A 20,548-nucleotide genomic window follows, 5' to 3' on the forward strand; every position below is an offset into this window, starting at 1 on the left:
GTATGAAGAACAAGCGGATCTTGATCACCGGTGGCGCCGGTCTCATCGGCTCGCATATTGCCGATCTCGTCGCCCGCGAGGACCCCAGGGAAATCGTGGTCCTGGACAATTTCGTCCGAGGCAGGCGTGACAACCTTGTTGACGCCATCGATCGGGCTCCGGTGACGATTGTCGAGGGCGATATCAGGGACCGTGCGCTTCTCAAGGACGTCAGCCAGGGCATCGATGTCGTCTTCCACCAGGCCGCCATTCGCATCACGCAATGCGCCGAGGAGCCACGGCTTGCCTTTGATGTTCTGGCAGGCGGAACGTTCGACGTTCTCGAAGCGGCCGTGCAGGCTGGGGTTTCGAAAGTCGTGGCTGCGTCCTCCGCCTCGGTCCTGGGGCTGGCCGATACCTTCCCGACCACCGAGGAACATCACCCTTACAACAATCGGACCATTTACGGTGCTGCCAAAGCCTTCAACGAAGGCCTGCTGCGCAGCTTTGCGGAGATGTACGGCCTGCGTTACGTCGCGCTTCGCTACTTCAACGTCTACGGTCCGCGCATGGACGTCTATGGCGCCTACACGGAAGTCCTGATCCGCTGGATGGAGCGCATTGCCAGCGGCCTGCCGCCGATCATCCTCGGCGATGGCACGCAAACGATGGATTTCGTGCATGTGCACGACATCGCACGGGCCAACCTGCTTGCAGCACGATCCGATGTCACCGATGAGGTTTTCAACGTCGCAAGCGGCAGCGAGACGAGCCTTCGAGAACTTGCAGCCCTCCTGACCAAGGTCATGGGCTCTTCGCTGGAGCCGCAATTCGGGCCGGCGCGCAAGGTCAACGCCGTGCCGCGGCGCCTTGCCTCGACTGCCAAGGCAGAGAAGCTTCTGGGCTTCAGCGCAAAGGTGACAATGGAAGAAGGCCTGCGCGATCTCGTAGAGTGGTGGCGCCAGGAAAAGAGCCTGAACGCAGGAGAGGCAGCATGAGCCAGATCCCGGTTGCCAAGCCTGTTCTCGATGAGCAGGAGGTCGAGGCGGTTCGCCGAGTCATTCTTTCGGGCTGGGTCACGCAAGGCCCTGAGGTGGCTGCGTTCGAGGAAGAGTTCGCCGATTTTGTGGGTGCCAAGCACGCATGCGCTGTTTCCAATTGCACGACCGCGCTTCACCTTGCCCTAAAGGCGGTCGGTGTCGGAGCTGGCGATGAAGTCATCACCGTTAGCCACACCTTTATCGCAACCGCAAATGCCATCCGCTATTGCGGTGCCGTGCCGGTTTTCGTCGATATCGAGAAAGATGGCTACAACATCGATCCCGATTTGATCGAAGCGGCCATCACGCCCCGAACGAAGGCGATCATTTGCGTCCATCAGCTCGGAATGCCCTGCGACTTGCATCGCGCCGTTACAATCGCGTCCCGTCATTCCATCCCGGTGATCGAGGATGCTGCTTGCGCAACGGGCAGCGAAATTCTCTGGAAGGGCCGATGGGAAAAGATCGGCAAGCCTCATGGCGATATCGCCTGCTTCTCCTTTCACCCGCGCAAGGTGGTGACGACCGGCGACGGAGGTATGCTGACAACGGCCAACCCGGAATACGATCGAAAGTTCCGCTTGTGGCGGCAACACGGCATGAGTGTGACGGATGCAGTACGCCACGGCTCGAAGCAGGTCATTTTCGAATCCTATCCCGAGTTGGGTTATAATTATCGCATGACAGACATGCAGGCGGCGGTTGGGCGTGAGCAGCTGAAGCGACTGCCGGAGATCGTCGCGCGGCGGCGTGAGATTGCCAGCCGATATGCCGAACGGCTCTCTTCAACAGTTGAGGTCATGCCGCCGATTGAGCCGCCGTGGGCTCGCAGCAACTGGCAGAGTTTCTGCCTACGGCTATCACAGGTTCTTGACCAGCGCGACATTATGCAGGTGCTGCTTGATCAAGGAGTCTCGACGAGGCGGGGGATCATGAACATCCATCTCGAGGACGCCTATGCCGAACAGGGCTCGCACCGCATCGCAACGGGGCTGCGCCAAAGTATCCTGGCGCAGCAACACTCGATCATTCTTCCGCTTTTTGCACAGATGACCGAGAGCGATTTGACCGCCGTCGTTAATGCGGTGCAGGAGTTCGTTTCCACCTCCGAATTGGCAATCGGGCAGGTCGTTTAATTTCCACCTGCATCGTCCCTTCGGCAGCGGGAAGACTGACTGGCATCTCTAGAGGCGACGGAAGAAAACCCGCGAATATTGCGCAAATACTCTGGGGGCTAACGTGACAAACAATTACGATTTTAGTTGGCAACCTGGTATTGGCGACCCAACGATCGGCGGATGGCTTACAGTCGCTCTATACCTATTCGCCAGCATCAGTTGCTGGATGACGATGGGTTGCGTTCGTCGGCAAAATTTGAACGACAAATCCGATGCCCGCATCTGGCGCTTTATCTCATTATTCTTTTTCATTTTAGGCGTAAACAAGCAGCTGGACCTCCAGTCTGGCATGACAGAACTTGGCCGCATGATTGCGCACTCGGAAGGCTGGTACGAACGACGTCAGGCCGTTCAGATTTATTTCGTCATCAGTGTTGCCGCCGCGTGTGTGGCCATTGTCCCAGCCGTCATCTACTGTATCAGGAAATCCCCAATTCAGATGTGGATTGCATCAGTTGGTTCGACGTTTGTGCTCGGCTACGTGCTAATTCGCGCGGCATCTTTTCATCATCTCGACAGCTTCTTTCGAAGCCGTTTCTTGGGTCTCAAATGGTACTGGATACTGGAAATGGCGGGGATTTTGATTGTACTGCTCGCTAGCGAGTGGCGTAGAGCGAAGGCGGTTCATCAAATGAACGCGCATATCGCTAGCTAGGACTTTGCGCCTGGCACGAATGTGATCTGTCGCTGTCAGACATCGTCCAAGGCTGTCCGCCAACAAGAGTGCTAGTCACCGAAATGGGCTGAAGTTCTTCCCGAACGCAATCGACCGCGAGCGCAAGACCCTCATCTTTCTTCGATTAAAGAAAGTGGGTATTGAGGTCCGATTGAGCTCGCCATCGTGGGCGATAATTGAAGCCCTACGCGATTTCAGATTCGCCTGTTGCGCTTGGTTTTGTTGTTTTCACGCGTGTCTTTTGCCTGAAGCCGACTCCCGCTTGCTCATGACATTCAGTTCACTCATTCGGAAGCATGCAGTCCGCAAGATCCGCAGGGGCGAGTGACCGGCCTTTGCAATCGAGCGATAGTGTACCGGGGAGTTTGCGTTGAAGATACGTCGTTGGAGCGAAGCGATGCGACGTGAAGAAGTGCCAATCTGAGGGTTGAGATTGACGCTTCGTCGTTTTCAAACGCCCCGCATGTTCAGGAGCGGCCGGATCAGGCGCGGAAACGCGTGTTCTGGAAGCAATCCTGCAAGCATCCTCAGTGAGTAGAGGCCGACCATGAGCGTAATCGCTAGCCCGAGACCGGTTGCTTGCCAGAGCGGCAAAAACTGAAAGGCACCAAACACCAATCCCGATATCGGAAGATAGCCGATGATCAGTTTGCGATTGGCGCACGACCAGCGGAAATTCGTGTAGCGTCGCGCAACACAATATATCAGGATGCTATGCCAAACGTACAGGCCGAAGAACGCAAAGCCTGCCCCTGCGGCGCCGAATTTAGGCACACACAGCCAAGCCAGCCCGATATGAACAACGGTCGCGGCGACTTCTGACCAAAAGAAAATCGACTTGGCACCCTTGGCAAGCACGATGAATCCAATCGGCCAGGCGACAATCCGCAGCATCATTCCAAGGCAGATCCAGCGCAGGATTTCGACCGCCCCCTGAAACTCCGAGGAGTAAAAGAGCGCCATGACAACGGGGGCCAGAGTGAGTGTCGCGATCAGACCGGGGCCTGCCAGCAGGATACTCACTTCAGTCTGTTCGTTGACCAGTCGGTTGCTTTCCGCGTTATCCTCGGAAACGGCAGTCAGGCGTGGATAGAAGTCGGTGCCCATCGCCTGCAGGATGAAGCCAGCATAAAGTCCTCCCAGGGACCATGCTGCCTGATAAAGGCCGGCTGCATGCAACCCGCTTTCCGAAGAGACGATCAGACGAATGGCATAAGCGCTTCCCATCGTGAGAAAGCCACTCGCCATAAAGACGATGCCAAGCTTGAACAGCGCGCTCGTTTCCTGAAGTGCCCGTCGCGCCGAAAGAGATACGTATTGGATGTCTATCCTCCGGCTGAACCACCACGAGGCGACAAAACTTGCGAAGGCCGCCGCCGCGACTGCTATCGCGATTCCACCCGCGCCCAGAAAATAGATGATAGGTACTCCGACGACCAGGCTGAACAGGCCCACGAGCATGCTCATCCATGCAAGACTGGAAATGTCTCGCACACCCTGTATCAACGCTCCTCTTCCTGCGGCTGCAACTTGAAAAAACACCGCGAGTGACAGGATCATCACGCCAAATTGATGCTGGCGATTTCCGAAGGTCAGCTCTGCCACAGGCCCTGAAAAGGAAAACAACAGGGCGGCTCCCGCAAGGCCGAGGAAGATGGAAACACGGCGTAGAACCGCGACAACCTCTGCGATCCGCTGGGTGTCTTGCCCACGGACAGCTGCTATCTGACGAACGCCACTGGCATTGATGCCAAGACCCGCGACTGTCTGAGCAATCTCTGCGACTGAGTTGTAGAGCGCCATCATGCCTATGCCTTCGGGTCCGAGAAGCAGCGCCATAGCTTTGTTTCGAGCGATGGAGAACGCCACATTGATGACGGACGATCCGCCGATCAGCACGGTGGACTTGATGATCTGGTTGTAACTCTTGCCACTCTCACTGCTCGGAAGTGAGGTTGATGCCGGACTTGAAGAACCAGTTTTCATTGAGATTGCTTCGACGTGATAGACACGCAAGTCATTGGCCGACGTCCTGTGCTGTGGGTTCGGACGTATCAGATGATATCGACGTAGTCGTTCGAGACGGCGCGATAAGAATGACCTTCAACACATCTCCCGGCGCCATCGATGTGGTCTCGGTGGCGGGTGTCTCGGTATCGTTTCCACCACTATTTTGGACGACCCTGTACTCAAGCGTTGGTTTCTCGGCAGGCCCCAACGACGCGCCCGATGACAGGTTTTCCATGAGCACTTTCTGGACGGTGGCTTTCTTGAGCTGCAAACTGTTCATGAGGGCGTGCTCCGACTGCAGCGCTGAAGCAATTTCTGTCTGTCTCTTGTCCGCAAGGCCTTCAAGATCGCGCGTGGTTTGGCTGATGCTTTGGCGGGCTCGCATTATCAGGACGGTAAGATCAAGGCGGTCGTCCTGGTAAGCTCTCATCACGCGTTCGGCGTCTGCTTGTCGTGTTGCAACAAGCGCGCCGCGCTCAATAAGCGCAATGGTGCTACTGAGCTGCTGTTGTGCCGAGTTTATGTTTGCGTCCGTGCTCTTTATCTTCTCTTCGAGAACGCCGATCTCGCTTGAGAGTAAATCGCGAAGCGCAGTCAATGATTTCGTTTGCCTCGAAAGCTCGTTTGCCCGAGCCGAGAATATCGCCTCTTCCTGCTGATGGACGGCAACAGCAGCGGCATCGTTCGGTTCTTGTTTGGATTGAAACGTTGTTTGCCCGGCCATCTCTGCTTCCAGGCGCTCAATTTTTGCGGCCGTGCGCATGATCGATTCATCAAGCTCCTTTGCATCGCCGACCAGTTTGATGACTGCCTCTGGACTTGTGGTCGAATCCAAGGGTCGGATCTGGCCACCGCCCAGCGCCAGGGCTTTTAGAACTGTCATGCCAGAGCGGAATTCATATTCGCCAGGATTTTTAACGTCGCCGACGACATAGATCGGCGGATATTTCAGGATCTCGACGCTGGCGGCTGGTTCATCGACCAGCCCAATCTTCTCTTTCAACGCCTTGGCGATGGCAGAAGCGAGGCCAGCTTCGTCTTTGTTTTCAACGGAGACTGCTCCAAGCAGTGGAACAATGATTGTTCCCTGGTCCGAGACCGTATACTCCCCCCCCACGGCAGCCCATTGCTCGTAGCTTCCCTTCGTGGGCATCCACTGGACAAGCGTCAGCCGGATCTTCGTGTGCGGAAAAATAGGAGAGGCGAGGGCTGCACTGACATTTAGGGCAATCAGCAAACCACCCGCAGTTGCAGCAAGCCTTGGAACAGTCCGCGGAAGCTTGCCGAAACGTGTGTGCAGTATCATGTAACGCTCCAACAAAAATTCGCGACATCTCGTGATGAATCAGGAGGTATCGTGGTGTTGTTTAGTACAGCTATAACTTTATTCTTTCATTCTACGGCATTCTAAGCAATATGCCATAAGTAATCAATTTTCGTTAGTTTTCGACTTGTTCAAAAAAACAGTGCAGTGAACTTGAGGGCGCTACTCGCAATACGCGACATAAGTTACCCAAATGGACTAGAGAACACAGTGCCCGTACCCACTATCGATCAACTATCGCGTCTCCAAAATCTGATAGAATAACGCTTAGCAGCGTGTCTCTATGGCCTCAAAGTTCGGATATATTCGCGATGGGTGAAATTGACCTCGTCTTTTACATTTCAATTCTTCGGCGGAGATTGCCGTACATACTGCTGTGCGTAACGACGACCACGATCCTTGCGCTTATCTTTGCGATACTTCAGCCGCGAACCTATCAGTCTTCAGCAAAGATCCTGGTCGAAGCGCCACAGATCCCTGTCAACCTCGTCCGGTCCATTGTCCAGACCAGTTCCGTGGGCCAGTTGCAGATAATCCAGCAGCAGCTTACCACCCGAGACAATCTCGTCAAACTCGCGACCAAGCTCAACATCTACGCCGACGAGAAGGAACAGCCGACAGTCGAGAATCTTGTCAGGAATTTGCGCTCTCGTATCATCTTTGAGGAGACAGAATTAAACGTCGCCGATGGTACATCGGTATTCGCAATTGGATTCGAGGCCAAGTCCCCGATCCTGGCCGCGCAGGTCGCCAATGAACTCGCGACGTCGATCCTCAACAGCAACCAGAAGCAAAGAACAGACAGGGCGGGAAATACTCTGGAGTTCTTTGATGACGAAGTGAAGAGACTGGACGGCGACCTCGCCCGTATCGAGGCGAACCTCTTGAAATTCAAGAACGAAAACAGGGATACGCTACCAGAAAGCCTGAACTTTCGGCGCTCCCAGCAGAGCACCTTGCAAGAGCGCCTCATATCTCTTGAGCGTGAAGAATCGGACCTGCGGACAAGACGCAGCCTTCTGGTCGAGACCTATATGGTAACGGGCAAGTATCCGACAGGAGAACCGCTGACCGCCGATCAGCAAATGCTCCTGGATCTAAACAAAGCCCTTGCCGATCAGCTCACGGTCTTTTCCGAGACGAGCCCCAACATCGTTGCATTGCGGGGACGCATTGCCGCGCTCCGCGGAAAAGTGGTTCCCAAGAAACAAGAGGGTACTGATACGAAGGCACAGTCCGGCCTCGATCTTCAACTGTCCGACGTGGACAGGCGAATAGATGCGATCGAAAAGGAGCGCGAGCAGATAACCGAGAAGATTGCGTCTCTCACGCAATCGATAAGCGCCACACCGGCAACCGATATCCGCTTGAACGCGCTTGAACGTACGCTCTCGAATACGCAAACCCAATACAACACGGCGATTGCCAAACGCGCGGAAGCCTCGCTGGGTCAGCAGATGGAGGCACGGTCGGATGGTGGTCGATTCTCCCTGTTGGAGCCAGCCACGGAACCGCAGCAGCCATTGCGATCGAAGCGTCGTCTGATCGTTTTCGGAGGCATGCTTGTGGGCCTTGCCTTGAGTTTCGCTACTATTGTCTTGCTTGAAATACTGAACAAAACGATCAGGCGTCCGACCGAATTGGTCCAGATGCTACAGGCACAGCCGCTGGCGGTGATCCCATTCATCAATACCCCCTATGAGCAACGAACACCCCCGTTAAGAAGGAGGTTCAATAGCGTCAAGCGCATGCTGAGATACGGATGAAGGACGTGCCTTCTCCAAACTGTTGGCTGACGAAGTGAACTCAAATAGCGTCAGGTGTCGACGACGTCGTGATTGAGGATTTGTAATGGAATTTGTTGGTAGATCGTCACGTAGTAGAGGGATTGTCGAGATGGGCGATCGCAGTCCGGTATTGCCTGAACCGCTGGAGATTGTGCGAGGGGCGTGGGAAGGACTTCCCCCGCTTGTCATCGATCCCGATGCCGCAGCTAACAATCGCATTATCACTTTGAACCGGTCGTCGCCGGCTCACGCCGCCTTTGACATGATGCGGACGAAACTACTCCGTCTCCTCAGGGAGAATAATTGGACTTCGGTTGCCATCACCTCTGCTACGCCGGCGTGCGGCAAGACGTGTATTGCGCTTAACCTTGCATTCAGCCTCGCTAAGCAAACGGATTGTCGAACTGTCCTTGTTGATCTTGATCTGCGGCGACCGCAGATAGGCAAGTCCCTTGCGATCAAAAATCCAGGCTCTATCGAGAGCTTTCTGAAGGGCGATGCCGGCCTACGCGAGACGTTCTTCCGATACGGCGACAACCTGTCGATTGCGCCAAATCGACAGCCGGTCCAGTACTCGGCAGAGCTTCTTCAAAGTGCCGCGGCAGCCCAATCAATACAAAATATGCGCCAGGAGATAGAGCCCGACGTCGTTCTGTATGATTTGCCACCGATGCTGTCGACCGATGATGTGCTTGCGTTCCTGCCGAATGTCGACGGTGTCATCCTCGTTGCCGCGTCGGAGCAAAGCACGATCAGTGAAGTGGACATTTGCGAACAGAACCTGCGTGAGAGAACGAACGTCCTAGGCGTCGTCCTGAACAAGAGCCAGTATAGTCACGACCAGTACGTTTATTAGCAAAGAGGTCCTGGATAGTCCTGCCTCATGTCGTTGCTGGAGACCGCTTCACCTCAAACGCCCTGTGATTTGAAAGGCGGCTCGGCCAGCCCATTTGCTGCAAGCTCGTTGAGTCTTGAGGCAATCTCAGCGGCTCCCCGCCCTTCGGCATAATGCATCAGTCCACCGCGCCAACGCGGGAAGCCATATCCGTGGATTTCCACAAGGTCGATGTCCTCAGCTCTTAACGCCACCTTCTCGTTGAGGATCTTTGTGGCCTCATTGACCATCGGCAGGACGATGCAGTCGATGATACTGGCTTCATCCCACTCTCGCTGCGGCGTTTCCCGTGCTTCCCCGGCAATAATGTCGGCGACGATTTCCGAGTGTCTGGGCGTGCGATCGCCCTTTGCGTAGTCGTACCAGCCGCCGCCGCTTTTCTGGCCAAAGCGTTCCAATGCGCAAAGCCGTTCCGCGATTGGAGCGAAGGGGGTCTCGCCACGGGCACGCGCCGCCTTGCGTTGGAAAGCGGCAATGTCGAGGCCGCCGAGGTCCTGGGCCTCGAAGGGCCCCATGGGCAACCCGAAGCTGCGCATCGCTGCATCGACCGCCTGTGGTGTCGCGCCCGCCAGCAACAGACGTTCGGCCTGGGCGCGCGTAACCTTCAGGATCCGGTTGCCGATAAAGCCATCGCAGATGCCGGCGCGCACAGGAATCTTGTTCAGCATCCTCGCAAGTGCAAAGCCCGTTGCAAGGGTTGCGGGCGCGGTATGGGCGGTCGGTACGATCTCCAGCAGCTTCATGACATGTGCCGGACTGAAGAAATGCAATCCGAGGAAGCGCTCCGGGTGCCTGATGCCTGCCGCGATCTGCTCGGGGTCGAGGTAGGACGTATTCGTGGCAAGCACCGCATCGGCGCGGCAAACCGTCGAAAGCCTGCCGAAGACCTCGCGCTTCACGTCGAGATCCTCAAACACTGCTTCGATGACGAGGTCGGTTGCGGAAAGCTGGCTGTAGTCAGTCGTGCTTGTCACGCCAGCCAAGCGGGTTGCCGCAACGTCTGGACTGATCTTGCCGCGCTTGACCGAGCCTTCGAAGATCGAACGCAGGTTGGAAAGGCCGCGCTCGACCGCAGCCTCGTCCCGCTCCACCAGCGTCACCGGCAGTCCCGCGTCGCGAAGGGCGGCCGCGATACCCGCGCCCATCGTGCCGCCGCCGATGACGGCGGCAGAACGGATCTTTCGGGGCTCGACGCCTGCAAGCTCAGGCGGCCTGGGTGCTGCCCGTTCTGCGAAGAAGACGTGGCGCAGGGCTGCAGCCTGGGGTGAGCCGCGCAATTCGAGAAATGTCTGGCGCTCGAAGGCCATCGCAGTGTCGAAATCGGCCTCCGCCGCCTTCCTCACGCAGGCGAGCGCACGAAGCGGTGCTTCCTCGCGCCTGGCGCGGCTGGCGACCGCCTTTGAGGTCGTTTCCCAGAACGTCGCGTCGACGGCCGGCACGCCGCGCTGGCGGAGCGGAAGTGGAAGGGACTGATCCACGGCAGAACGCGCAAAGTCGATCGCCCCCTTTTCCAGATCACCCTCGACAACGGCATCGATCAGCCCCTGCGACCGCGCCTTCGGCGCTGCCACGGGCGTACCTGTTGTGACCATCTCGGTTGCAAGCGCCGGTCCGATCAGCCGTGGCAGGCGCACGGTTCCCCCGGCACCCGGAACAATGCCGAGGCGGACTTCGGGCAACCCGACGCTTGCCGACGGCACGGCTATGCGAAAGCGGCAGCCGAGCGCCACTTCGAAGCCGCCACCGAGCGCGCTGCCATGAATTGCGGCAACCCAAGGCTTGGCTGCCGTCTCGATACGAACGACGAGGTCGGGAAGGTGAGGGGGCATCGGCGGCTTGCCGAATTCGTTGACATCGGCGCCGGCAATGAACGTCCGTCCGTCGCAGATCAGGACCACTGCGCGCACCGAAGGGTCGGCGTCCAGCGTCTCGGTCGCATTCCACAGGTCCTGCCGCACTGCCTGCGACAGGGCGTTCACGGGCGGGTTGTCGATGGTGACGACGGCAATGTCGCCGTTGCGTTCGATGGTTACGGTCATGATGTCAAATTCCCAGGTAGGCTTCGCGAATTCGTTCGTCGGCAATCAGGTCCTGAGCTGGTCCCGACATTGTAATACGGCCGGTCTCCATCACATAGCCGCGGTCGGCAATCGACAGTGCGCCAAAGGCGTTCTGTTCGACGAGCAGCACGGTGACGTTGAGCGCACGCAGGCCCTTCACCACCTCGAAGATCTGGGCGACGAGGATCGGCGCCAGTCCCATGCTTGGCTCGTCGAGCAGCAGGCAGGAGGGGCGCGCCATCAGGGCACGCGCAATCGCAAGCATCTGCTGCTGGCCGCCGGACAGGCCCCCGGCCGCCAGATTGCGTTTTTCGCGCAGCACCGGGAACATGACGAATGCCTCCTCCATGTCCCGTTCGACCTTGTCGTCGGAGAACAGGAAGGCGCCGAGGCGCAGATTTTCCTCGACGGAGAGATTCGTGAAGATCTGCCGTCCCTCCGGCGATTGCGCGAGGCCGCGCGCCGGGCGGCGATAGGCTGGAACGCTGTTCAGGCTCTCGCCGCGAAACACAATGGAGCCTGATGACACCGGCTGTATGCCGGAAAGGCAACGCAGAAGCGTCGTCTTGCCAGCGCCGTTCGCACCTACAACAGTGACGATTTCGCCGGAGCCGACCTCAAGATCGATGCCGTGCAGAACCTCGATGCGCCCGTAGCGAGAGCGCAATCCTTCAACCGTCAACATCAGCCGCCTCCACCGCTTGTGCGCCGAGATAGGCTTCGATGACCCGCGGGTTGCGGGAGACCGCTGCCGGTTCTCCTTCTGCGATCTTCTCGCCGTGATCGAGCACCACGATATGGTTCGAAATGCGCATGACCATCTTCATGTCATGCTCCACAAGCAGAATGGAAACGCCCTCTGCCGCGACCTCGGCGATCAGGTGATCGATCTCCTCCGTTTCGACAGCGTTGCAGCCGGCTGCCGGCTCGTCGAGAAGCAGCACGCGTGGTTGCAAGGCAAGCGCGCGGGCGATCTCCAGCCGTTTCAGCGCACCGTAGGACAAGGAGCCCGCGGTTCTCTCGGCTGCCTGGGCAAGGCCAACACGCTTAAGCAGTTCGCGGGCTCCGGCTTCCGAGGCCTGGCTTCTCAGGCGCGAACCCGGGAGACCCAGGAGATCGGCGAGAATGGATCCCCGTTCGTGCAGGTGATGACCGACAGTGACATTCTCCAGCACCGTCATTGTCTGGAATATCTGCAGGTTCTGAAACGTGCGGGAAAGACCGCGTTCGGCGAGCAGATGCGGCCCAAGGCGAGTGACATCCTCCCCTGCGAGCAGGATACGTCCGCGGCCGGGCAGGTAGACGCCCGAAATCATGTTGAAAAGGGTCGTCTTGCCGGCGCCGTTCGGTCCGATCACCGAGACGATTTCGCCCGCCTTCAGGGAAAAGCTCACATCATTGACGGCACACAGGCCGCCAAAGTCGATCCCGAGGCCTTCGACTTGAAGCAGGCTCATTCTCCCCTCCCTCTGATCAGGCGCGCAAGGCTCGGAAGCAGGCCGTCGCGCATGAAGATCATCACGAGCATCATGATGAGGCCGAGCACGAGCTGCTCATATTCCTGAAAGACGGTCAGGACCTGAGGCAGCGTCGTCAGGATGGCGGCCCCGAGGATTGCGCCGACAACGGAACCCGCACCACCGAGAACCGCCATGGTGACGAGCTCGATCGAATGCATGTAGCCGGCAACATCCGGGGTGATGAACTTGTTCTGCAGCGCCAGCAGGGAACCGGCAACCGACGCGTAGACGGCGGAGATCACGAAGGCCCTCAGCTTGTATTTGGCGACATCGACGCCGACGGTGCGGGCAGCAACCTCCGAGCCATGAAGGGCGCGCAGCGCACGCCCGGTCGGGCTGTGAAAGAGGTTGAGTGCGAGCCAGGCGCCGATCAGCATGATGAAACCGGTAAAGGCATACCAGAAGACCGGGTTCGACATGTCGAGACCGAGTGATTTCAGCAGGCCCCGCAATCCGAGGTCGGCAACGGCAATGCCGTCAGGACCACCGGTCCATCCCGCTTCATTGGCAAGCACCATGGCAACCAGCGCTCCAAGCCCGAGGCTGGCGACGGCCAGATAGTATCCCTTCAGCCGGAGGATGGGCCGTCCGACCAGCCAGGCGACCAGGGCGGAAAGCACGGCGCCAAGGATGACGGCCAAGGCTGGATGCAGACCGATGTGAAGAGGCGCAAGCGCACAGCTGTAGCCGCCGATCCCGACGAAGCCGGCATGGCCGAGGCTGATCTGGCCGGCATATCCGGTGAGGATGACAAGACCCGTCACCGCAAGTCCGTTGACGAAGATCAGCGAGCCGACGCGGAAATAGTAGGAGGATGGAAACAGGAAGGGTAGGGCGACGACGACGAGCGTCAGCACAAGCAGCGTGGTGGTTTTCGAGGACAGCTTCATCGTCATCATACCCGATCCGTGACTTTGCGGCCGAAGATGCCCTGCGGCATGGCGAAGAGGACGGCAAGGATTACGATGAAGGCAGCCGCGTCCTTATACTGTGAGCTTATGTAGCCGGCGGTCATTGCCTCGAGGACGCCGAGAAGCAGGCCGCCCACGAGTGCTCCCTTGGGGTTGCCCATCCCGCCCAGCATGGCGGCGGCAAAACCCTTGAGCGCCAGCGAGATGCCGACATCATAGCTGGTCAGCGTGATCGGCGTGACGAGCACACCTGCCAAGGCGCCGATCGCGGCCGAAAGCGCGAAGCTCAGCGTCATGATGTAGCGCGTGTTGATACCGACCAGTTGCGCGGCAATGCGGTTATTGGCTGTCGCCAGCACCGCGCGGCCGGTGAGCGTCTTGGTGAAGAACAGCCAGAGGCCAATGAAGACCATGAGCGCGCCGGCAACCACCCACAGGCTCTGCGGCAGGATCGTCGCGCCGCCGATTGCGATCGGCGTATCGCCCGAGAAGGCGGGGAAGCGATGCAATTGCTTGTCGAAGGCGATCTGCGTCAGGCCGCGAATGAAGATCGAGGCGCCAATCGTGATGATGATCAGGGACACCACGGGGGCACCGCGCGCGGGCTCGATGGCGAGCTTGTTGAGCGCGACCCCGATCGCCGCCGTCACGAGGATGGCAAGGATCGCCGCCAGCGGCAGTGGAATGCCCGCCTGATAGGAAAAGACGGTGATCATGCCGCCGAGCATGACGAATTCGCCCTGGGCGAAGTTCACGACATCGGATGCGTTGTAGATGATGGTGAAGCCGAGGGCCACCAGCGCGTAGACCGCACCGACCGTCACCCCGGACAGCAGAAATTGCATGAACTCGGCCATGGCTGCCTCCCTTTGCACCGCGCCTGATCGGGAGCGTCACACGCTCCCGAAAGCACGGTTCAGCACTTAGTCGACGATCTTCCAGCTACCGTCACGGATCTCCAGCATGCGGAAGGCCGTGAGATCGAGTCCGAGGTGATCGTCCGCCGTCATGGTGACGGTTCCGGTCGTTCCGACGAGGCCCTTCGTCTGCTCAATGGCTTCGCGAATGGCTGCGGGATCGGCTTTGCCCGCACGGTTGATCGCGTCGACGAGGATGCGCAGCGCGTCATGCGCATAGCCACCGAAGGTCGATACCGGCTTGCCCGTCGCTGTTTCGAAGCTCTTCTTGTAGGCGGCAACGACCGCGCGCTGCGGATCGTTTTCCGGCAGGAGGTCGGCCACCAGCAGGGCGGTACCCGGCAGGCGAATGCCTTCGGCCGCACTCGCGCCAGCCAGATCGATGAAGCCGTTGGAGGCGACACCATGCGACTGATAAAGCGGCAGGCCGACGGCGAGCTGTGCGTAGTTGCGGGTGACGATCGCCGGACCCTGGCCGAAGCCCGGGTTGAGGATTGCCTGCACGCCTGAAGTGTTCTTGATGTTGGTGAGCTGCGGGGTCATGTCCGCATCGCTCGGGCCATAGGTTTCGTCTGCAACCACTTCAATGCCATATTCGCCAACGATGGCCAGGCACTGCTTGTGCATTGAGGCGCCAAAGCCGTCGGAGCCGGAGATCATGCCGATCTTCGTGAAGCCCTTTTTCTTCATGTCGTCGAAGATCTTTGCGCAGGCCATGCGATCGGTATGCGGCGTCTTGAAGGTATAGGGCTTTACCGGGTCGACGATCTCGATGGCGCCAGCAAGCGAGATGAATGGGATCTCGGCATCTTCGGCAACCGGGATGATTGCCATCGAGGTGCCGGTGGTGGTGCCGCCAATAACCGCGGTGACTTCGTCGTCCTCGACCAGACGCGTTGCGAAGGTGCGTGCCTTGTTCGGATCGCCGCCGTCGTCGTAGATGACAAGCTCGAGCTTTTCACCGAGAACGCCGCCTGCCGCATTGATCTCGTCGACGAGCAGCTTCAGCGTCTTGGCTTCAGGGTCGCCAAGGAACGAGGCGGGTCCTGTTTCCGAGACAGTCGCTCCGATGCGGATGTCGGCAAGGGCTTCGCCGGCAAAGCCAAGCCCAAGCGCAAGCGTGCCCGCGAGCGCGGTGGTCATCGCAAATTTCATGTCAGTCTCCTCCCAAGAGAACAAAGGTTAGGTCAAAGTCGTCACGCCGCCTTCGGACGGCGCCACATGACGGTGCGGAAGCGGTTGGCCACGAAGGCCGCGTCTGTCAGGCTGGCATTGCCGGCCGGGTTGGCGCCGGTGACGTGGAAATCACTGAACGCAGCACTCTGATTGACGAAGATGCCGCCGGTCAGATTGATCGAGAGATTGACGCCAGCCCTGGCGAAGGCGTCGACAGCAGCGTCGATGCGGCTGTTGTCGGTGTCATAAAGTGCCGCGGTGATCGCACCCTTGCGACGGGCGAGGCTTGATGCCTTTTCAATGCCCCCGGCAACATCCGCAACGGCGACAATGAAGGCGATCGGACCGAAGCGCTCTTCCTCATGCGCATCCGTCTTGTCGGCATCGACGGCAAGGACGAGGGGCGTTGCCGTGCGCGCATTCCCGGCTGTCGTGACCGGGGCAGAGTCACGAATGAGTGTTCCGAGGCTGCGGGCGGTCTCAATGCGCGATAGAGTAGCCGGATTGGCTATCGCGCCACAGACCCCCCCGGCGCGTGCCGGATCGGCAAGAAGGTCGTCGATGGCAGCGGCAATTGCCTTTGCCACGTCGTCGAAGCTCTTGTGGCCCTCATCGGTCTTAATGCCGCTCCTTGGAACGAAGATGTTCTGCGGGGCGGTGCACATCTGGCCGCTGTAGAGCGAGAGAGAAAAGGCGATGTTGGCGCACATGCCTGCAAAGTCATCGGTGCCGGCGACGACAATCGAATTGACACCAGCCTCTTCGGTGTAGACCTGAGCGTCTCCGGCATGCTTGCGCACCCAATCGCCGAAGCTGTTCGAGCCGGTGTAGTCGATGATCTGCACCGCATTGTTCTCAACGAGATCGCGGGTGATTTCGGCACCCGGCGCGTCGGCTGCCAGAAGCGCGATATTGGCGTCAAATCCCTCTTCGGCAAGCACCTGGCGAATGACCGAAACCGTGATCGCCAATGGCAGGATTGCGCCCGGATGCGGCTTGACGATGACGGTGTTGCCGGTCGCGAGGCTGGCAAACAGGCCTGGATAACTGTTCCAGGTCGGAAATGTCTGGCAACCGATCACCAGCGAGATCCCGCGCGGCACGATCCGCCAGTGTTTTTCCAGAACGATCGGCTCGGCCTTGCCCTGCGGTTTGGTCCAGATGGCTTGAGCCGGCGTGCGGGTCATCTCTGCGAAGGCGTAGGCAACGGCTTCGAGGCCGCGGTCCTGCGCATGCGGTCCGCCAGCCTGGAATGCCATGGCAAAGGCCTGTCCCGTCGTGTGCATGACGGCATTGGCAATTTCGAAGCTGATGCGATTGAGGCGGGCCAGAACTTCGAGGCAGATGCCGATGCGGGTCTTGACCGCTGCATCCGCCCATGCGGGTGCCGCAGCCTGCGAGGCGGCGATCAGCGTGTCTGCATCTGCAGCCGGATAAGTGATTGCGAGCGTCGGGCCGAATGGGGAAACTTCCGCGCCGACCTTCGTCGTCTCGGGATGGCCGGGCAAGGCAAAAGGCTTGCCGAGCCGGGCATTGTAGGATGCCAGGCCATCGTCCTTGGCGGTTTCGCCATAGATCTTGCCGCTTGGGATTTCAGGATAGGCCGACCAATAACCGCGTTCCTCCGCAGCCTTCAGGGCTGCGGCAAGGGTTGGCTGGTGGCGGTCGAAAAGGGCATCCATTCACATGTTCCTCTCATGCTGTGGATTTATAATTGACCGGCCGGTCGGTTTATGCAAGAGTTTTTTCATGAACCGCCCGATCCTGGCGGAACTGGAGGAAACATGTCCGAATCCGACACCGTCCAATCGGCATTTGCCGATGGCGTCCTTACGTTGACGCTCAACCGTCCAGACAAGCTCAACGCCTTCAATGAAGAGATGCATCTGGCGCTCAGGGCAGGCTTCGAACGTGCGCATCAGGATGCATCCGTTCGGGCTGTGCTTCTGACCGGCGCCGGTCGCGGCTTCTGCGCGGGGCAGGACCTCGGCGATCGCGATCCGCGCAAGGGTGGGGCGGCCCCGGACCTCGGACGCACGATCGAGCTTTTCTACAACCCGCTGATCCGGCTGATCAGGACACTGGAAAAGCCCGTCATCTGTGCCGTCAACGGCGTTGCCGCGGGTGCGGGCGCCAATATCGCGCTTGCATGCGATATCACTCTGGCGGCGCGCTCGGTGCGTTTCATTCAGGCCTTTGCCAAGATCGGCCTCGTACCCGATTCCGGCGGCACCTGGAGCCTGCCGCGGCTGCTTGGCGAAGCGCGCGCCAAGGCGCTGGCACTGACCGCCGAGCCGCTCGACGCGGAAACGGCGGCAAGCTGGGGGCTTATCTGGAAGACGGTCGACGATGCGGCACTCCTCGATGAAGCCAGGACCCTTGCCACAAAACTCGCTGCAGGACCGACAAAGGGTCTCGGCATGACCAAGCGCGCGATCCAGGCAGCGGCAACCAATTCGCTCGATGAGCAGCTTGAGCTTGAACGCGATCTGCAGCGCGAAGCTGGACGCAGTGCCGACTATGCCGAGGGCGTCGCCGCCTTCCTGGAAAAGCGTAAGCCGGAGTTCAAGGGACAATGACCGACAGGATCATTCTCACGGCCCAGGAGCTTGCGAACGCCTGCGCAGACGCCATGTGGCGCGACGATAATGCCTCCCGTCACCTTGGCATGGCGATGGAACGCGTGGCGCCCGGCATGGCGGTCATTTCGATGATCGTCAAGCCGGAGATGACCAACGGCCATGGAACCTGCCACGGCGGATACATCTTCACGCTGGCCGATTCCGCCTTCGCCTTTGCCTGCAACACCTACAATCAGCGGGCCGTCGCGCAGCATTGCTCGGTTACCTACATCGCACCGGCCTTTGCCGGCGACCGCTTGACGGCAACCGCGCGGGAGGTTTCACGACGCGGGCGTGGCGGCATTTACGATATCAACGTGACCAATCAGAACGGCGAGCACATTGCCGAGTTCCGTGGCCATTCGCGCACCGTCAAGGGCACCCTTTTGCCGGAAGAGGCGTAAAGCCGCCGGTCATTCATCTCGGAGGAGAGACAGACATGGAAGACCTTTCACCCCGCCCTGGCGACCTCGACGCGATTGAAACAGCATCGCGTGACGAGATCGCCGCACTTCAGCTTGCCAGGATGAAGTGGTCACTGAGCCATTCCTATGAGAATTCGCCCTTCTACAGGGCGCGTTTCGACGAAGCGGGCGTCCATCCGTCGGATCTGAAGTCGCTGGCCGATCTCGCAAAGTTCCCCTTCACAACCAAGAAGGATCTTCGCGATACCTATCCCTTTGGCATGTTTGCCGTGCCGCGCGAGAAGCTGACGCGCATCCATGGATCTTCGGGAACCACAGGCAAGCCGACGGTCGTCGGCTATACGCAGAAGGACATCGACGTCTGGGCGGATATGGTGGCGCGCTCGATCCGTGCTGCCGGTGGCCGGCCTGGAGACATGGTCCACGTCGCCTACGGCTACGGGCTCTTCACGGGCGGCCTTGGTGCCCACTACGGCGCCGAACGGCTTGGCTGTACCGTCGTGCCGATGTCGGGCGGCATGACAGAGCGTCAGGTCACGTTGATACAGGATTTCCGGCCGCGCATCATCATGGTGACGCCATCCTATATGCTCTCCATCCTCGACGAGTTCCACAGACAGGGCATAGACCCGCGCGAGAGCTCGCTGGCGGTCGGCATCTTCGGCGCCGAGCCCTGGACGAACGCGATGCGCCAGGAAATCGAGCAGTCGTTCGACATGCATGCGGTCGATATTTATGGCCTGTCCGAAGTCATGGGTCCCGGCGTTGCCAGTGAGTGCGTCGAGACCAAGGACGGGCTGCACATCTGGGAAGACCATTTCTATCCTGAGATCATCGACCCGGCGACGGGCGAGGTCCTTCCCGATGGCGAAATGGGCGAACTTGTCTTCACGACGCTGACCAAGGAAGGCCTGCCGATCATCCGCTACCGCACGCGCGACCTGACGCGGCTGTTGCCCGGCACGGCCCGCTCCATGCGCCGCATCGAAAAGATTACCGGCCGCTCCGACGACATGATGATCCTTCGCGGCGTCAACGTCTTCCCGACCCAGATCGAGGAGCAGATTCTGAAGTGTCAGGGGCTTGCTCCGCATTTCCAGATCGAGCTCAGCCGCGCCGGCCGCATGGACCAGATGACGGTTCATGTCGAGTGCACGCCTGAGGCTGCGGACGAAACTGCACGCGCCTCCTCGGCAAAATCCCTTGCCCACTACATCAAGAGCGTCGTTGGTGTTACCACGAAGATCGAGATTCGCGACCCGGGTGGAGTCGCACGATCCGAGGGCAAGGCAAAGCGGGTCGTCGACAACAGGCCAAAGGAATAGAGGCGATTGCTTCCCGGCGTGACGATCATTCCGGGAAGCGCAAATCACGAGCCCTTCGGCTCATCGCGTGGGGGCGCGGAGGAAAAACAGGAACGCAGGATAATATGGCACGAACGCGCGCGATCGATTTTGAAGAGAAACAACGCAGCCTCTTGAGCAGCGCCGCTGCCGTCTTTGCGGAAATGGGAATGGAGAAAGCCTCCATGGCCCACATTGCCTCGCGCAGCAATGTTTCCAAAGCCCTGCTCTATCACTATTACCCGAGCAAGGACGCGTTGATTTTCGATATCATTCGCAACCATCTCGAGGAACTGGAAGCTGCCGTTGCTGCCGCAGACGAACCCAGTGTGACGCCTCAGGAGCGACTTCGGCTGCTGGTCCGGCAAGTCCTGGAGAATTATCGCGATGCGGACAACGAGCACAAGGTGCAGCTGAACGGCACGAGTGCGCTGTCGCAAGAACAGCTGGACGAGTTGCGCGCCATCGAGCGCCGGATCGTCAAGCGCTTCTCCAATACCATCATCGAGATCAACCCCGACCTCAACGCCAGCAAGCCTTTGCTGATGCCAGTGACGATGTCGCTCTTCGGCATGATGAACTGGGTCTACATGTGGTTTCGCCCAGGCGGCCAGGTCAGCCGTGACGAGTATGCAGATATCGCCACGACCCTGATCCTCGAGGGCGTCAAGGCGGTACGCTAGAGC

18 protein-coding genes are annotated in these 20,548 nt (G+C 59.2%); 9 read left to right on the top strand and 9 right to left on the bottom strand.

The genetic code is table 11. The features are described from left to right. Positions 1-2: 2 nt before the first annotated feature. From IB244_RS18190 to IB244_RS18200, 3 genes are all read left to right on the top strand, one after another. Positions 3-977 (top strand): NAD-dependent epimerase/dehydratase family protein, encoded by a 975-nt coding sequence (locus IB244_RS18190; RefSeq protein WP_192305040.1) that lies wholly within the window; start codon positions 3-5, stop codon positions 975-977. Then, positions 974-2,155, top strand: a complete 1,182-nt coding sequence (locus tag IB244_RS18195) for a DegT/DnrJ/EryC1/StrS family aminotransferase (RefSeq protein WP_192305042.1) — start codon at positions 974-976, stop codon at positions 2,153-2,155. Before IB244_RS18190 ends, IB244_RS18195 begins: the two co-directional genes overlap by 4 nt. A 103-nt stretch (positions 2,156-2,258) precedes the next feature. Beyond that, a complete protein-coding gene (locus IB244_RS18200) occupies positions 2,259-2,852 on the top strand; it encodes a hypothetical protein (protein ID WP_192305044.1) in 594 nt (197 codons plus the stop codon). A 471-nt stretch (positions 2,853-3,323) separates the two neighbouring features. Here the strand turns inward: IB244_RS18200 and IB244_RS18205 are convergent, their stop codons facing one another. Together IB244_RS18205 and IB244_RS18210 are read right to left on the bottom strand one after the other, a co-directional pair. Continuing rightward, positions 3,324-4,859 carry an O-antigen translocase gene (locus IB244_RS18205; protein ID WP_192305046.1) on the bottom strand — a complete coding sequence of 512 codons (1,536 nt, stop codon included), beginning with the start codon at positions 4,857-4,859 and terminating at the stop codon, positions 3,324-3,326. 31 nt (positions 4,860-4,890) lie between these two features. Beyond that, positions 4,891-6,189, bottom strand: a complete 1,299-nt coding sequence (locus IB244_RS18210) for a polysaccharide biosynthesis/export family protein (protein ID WP_192305048.1) — start codon at positions 6,187-6,189, stop codon at positions 4,891-4,893. A gap of 329 nt (positions 6,190-6,518) precedes the next feature. Here IB244_RS18210 and IB244_RS18215 point away from each other — a divergent pair, with 329 nt between their 5' ends. Beyond that, the gene (locus tag IB244_RS18215) at positions 6,519-7,973 is read left to right on the top strand and encodes a GumC family protein (RefSeq protein ID WP_192305050.1); all 1,455 of its coding nucleotides are present in this window, start codon (positions 6,519-6,521) and stop codon (positions 7,971-7,973) included. A 130-nt stretch (positions 7,974-8,103) separates the two neighbouring features. Beyond that, positions 8,104-8,850, top strand: a complete 747-nt coding sequence (locus IB244_RS18220; protein ID WP_192305052.1) for a CpsD/CapB family tyrosine-protein kinase — start codon at positions 8,104-8,106, stop codon at positions 8,848-8,850. A 53-nt stretch (positions 8,851-8,903) separates the two neighbouring features. Here IB244_RS18220 and IB244_RS18225 read toward each other — a convergent pair whose 3' ends face one another. The 7 genes from IB244_RS18225 to paaN all read right to left on the bottom strand — a co-directional run bounded on the left by IB244_RS18225 (position 8,904) and on the right by paaN (position 17,155). Continuing rightward, on the bottom strand, positions 8,904-10,928 hold the full coding sequence (locus tag IB244_RS18225) for a 3-hydroxyacyl-CoA dehydrogenase NAD-binding domain-containing protein (RefSeq protein WP_192305054.1): 2,025 nt from the start codon (positions 10,926-10,928) through the stop codon (positions 8,904-8,906). Positions 10,929-10,932: 4 nt separating this feature from the next. Further along, complete coding sequence (locus IB244_RS18230; protein WP_169683635.1) at positions 10,933-11,634, bottom strand: ABC transporter ATP-binding protein; 702 nt, start codon at positions 11,632-11,634, stop codon at positions 10,933-10,935. Next, entirely contained in the window at positions 11,621-12,406 is a 786-nt protein-coding gene (locus IB244_RS18235; protein WP_192305056.1) for an ABC transporter ATP-binding protein, read from the bottom strand. Before IB244_RS18235 ends, IB244_RS18230 begins: the two co-directional genes overlap by 14 nt. Further along, positions 12,403-13,359: a branched-chain amino acid ABC transporter permease gene (locus tag IB244_RS18240; RefSeq protein ID WP_192305166.1), complete on the bottom strand. Its 957-nt coding sequence runs from the start codon at positions 13,357-13,359 to the stop codon at positions 12,403-12,405. Before IB244_RS18240 ends, IB244_RS18235 begins: the two co-directional genes overlap by 4 nt. 5 nt (positions 13,360-13,364) lie before the next feature. Further along, a complete protein-coding gene (locus IB244_RS18245) occupies positions 13,365-14,237 on the bottom strand; it encodes a branched-chain amino acid ABC transporter permease (protein ID WP_018856760.1) in 873 nt (290 codons plus the stop codon). Positions 14,238-14,303: 66 nt separating this feature from the next. Then, positions 14,304-15,452 (bottom strand): ABC transporter substrate-binding protein, encoded by a 1,149-nt coding sequence (locus IB244_RS18250; RefSeq protein WP_192305058.1) that lies wholly within the window; start codon positions 15,450-15,452, stop codon positions 14,304-14,306. A gap of 41 nt (positions 15,453-15,493) precedes the next feature. Further along, positions 15,494-17,155: a phenylacetic acid degradation protein PaaN gene (gene paaN / locus IB244_RS18255; RefSeq protein WP_192305060.1), complete on the bottom strand. Its 1,662-nt coding sequence runs from the start codon at positions 17,153-17,155 to the stop codon at positions 15,494-15,496. A gap of 102 nt (positions 17,156-17,257) precedes the next feature. On the opposite strand from paaN, the gene paaG reads away from it, so the two are divergent. The 4 genes from paaG (at position 17,258) to IB244_RS18275 (ending at position 20,545) form a co-directional block, all read left to right on the top strand. Further along, a complete protein-coding gene (gene paaG / locus IB244_RS18260) occupies positions 17,258-18,052 on the top strand; it encodes a 2-(1,2-epoxy-1,2-dihydrophenyl)acetyl-CoA isomerase PaaG (RefSeq protein WP_192305062.1) in 795 nt (264 codons plus the stop codon). After that, the gene (paaI, locus tag IB244_RS18265; RefSeq protein WP_192305064.1) at positions 18,049-18,498 is read left to right on the top strand and encodes a hydroxyphenylacetyl-CoA thioesterase PaaI; all 450 of its coding nucleotides are present in this window, start codon (positions 18,049-18,051) and stop codon (positions 18,496-18,498) included. The genes paaG and paaI overlap by 4 nt, the downstream gene beginning before the upstream one ends. A 35-nt stretch (positions 18,499-18,533) precedes the next feature. Beyond that, positions 18,534-19,844 (top strand): phenylacetate--CoA ligase PaaK, encoded by a 1,311-nt coding sequence (gene paaK / locus IB244_RS18270; RefSeq protein WP_169683646.1) that lies wholly within the window; start codon positions 18,534-18,536, stop codon positions 19,842-19,844. Between the two features lie 104 nt (positions 19,845-19,948). After that, positions 19,949-20,545, top strand: a complete 597-nt coding sequence (locus tag IB244_RS18275; protein ID WP_025660533.1) for a TetR/AcrR family transcriptional regulator — start codon at positions 19,949-19,951, stop codon at positions 20,543-20,545. Positions 20,546-20,548 lie beyond the last annotated feature (3 nt).

Source organism: Rhizobium sp. RHZ02 (assembly GCF_014851575.1).
In the GTDB taxonomy this organism is placed as follows: Bacteria; Pseudomonadota; Alphaproteobacteria; order Rhizobiales; family Rhizobiaceae; genus Rhizobium; species Rhizobium altiplani.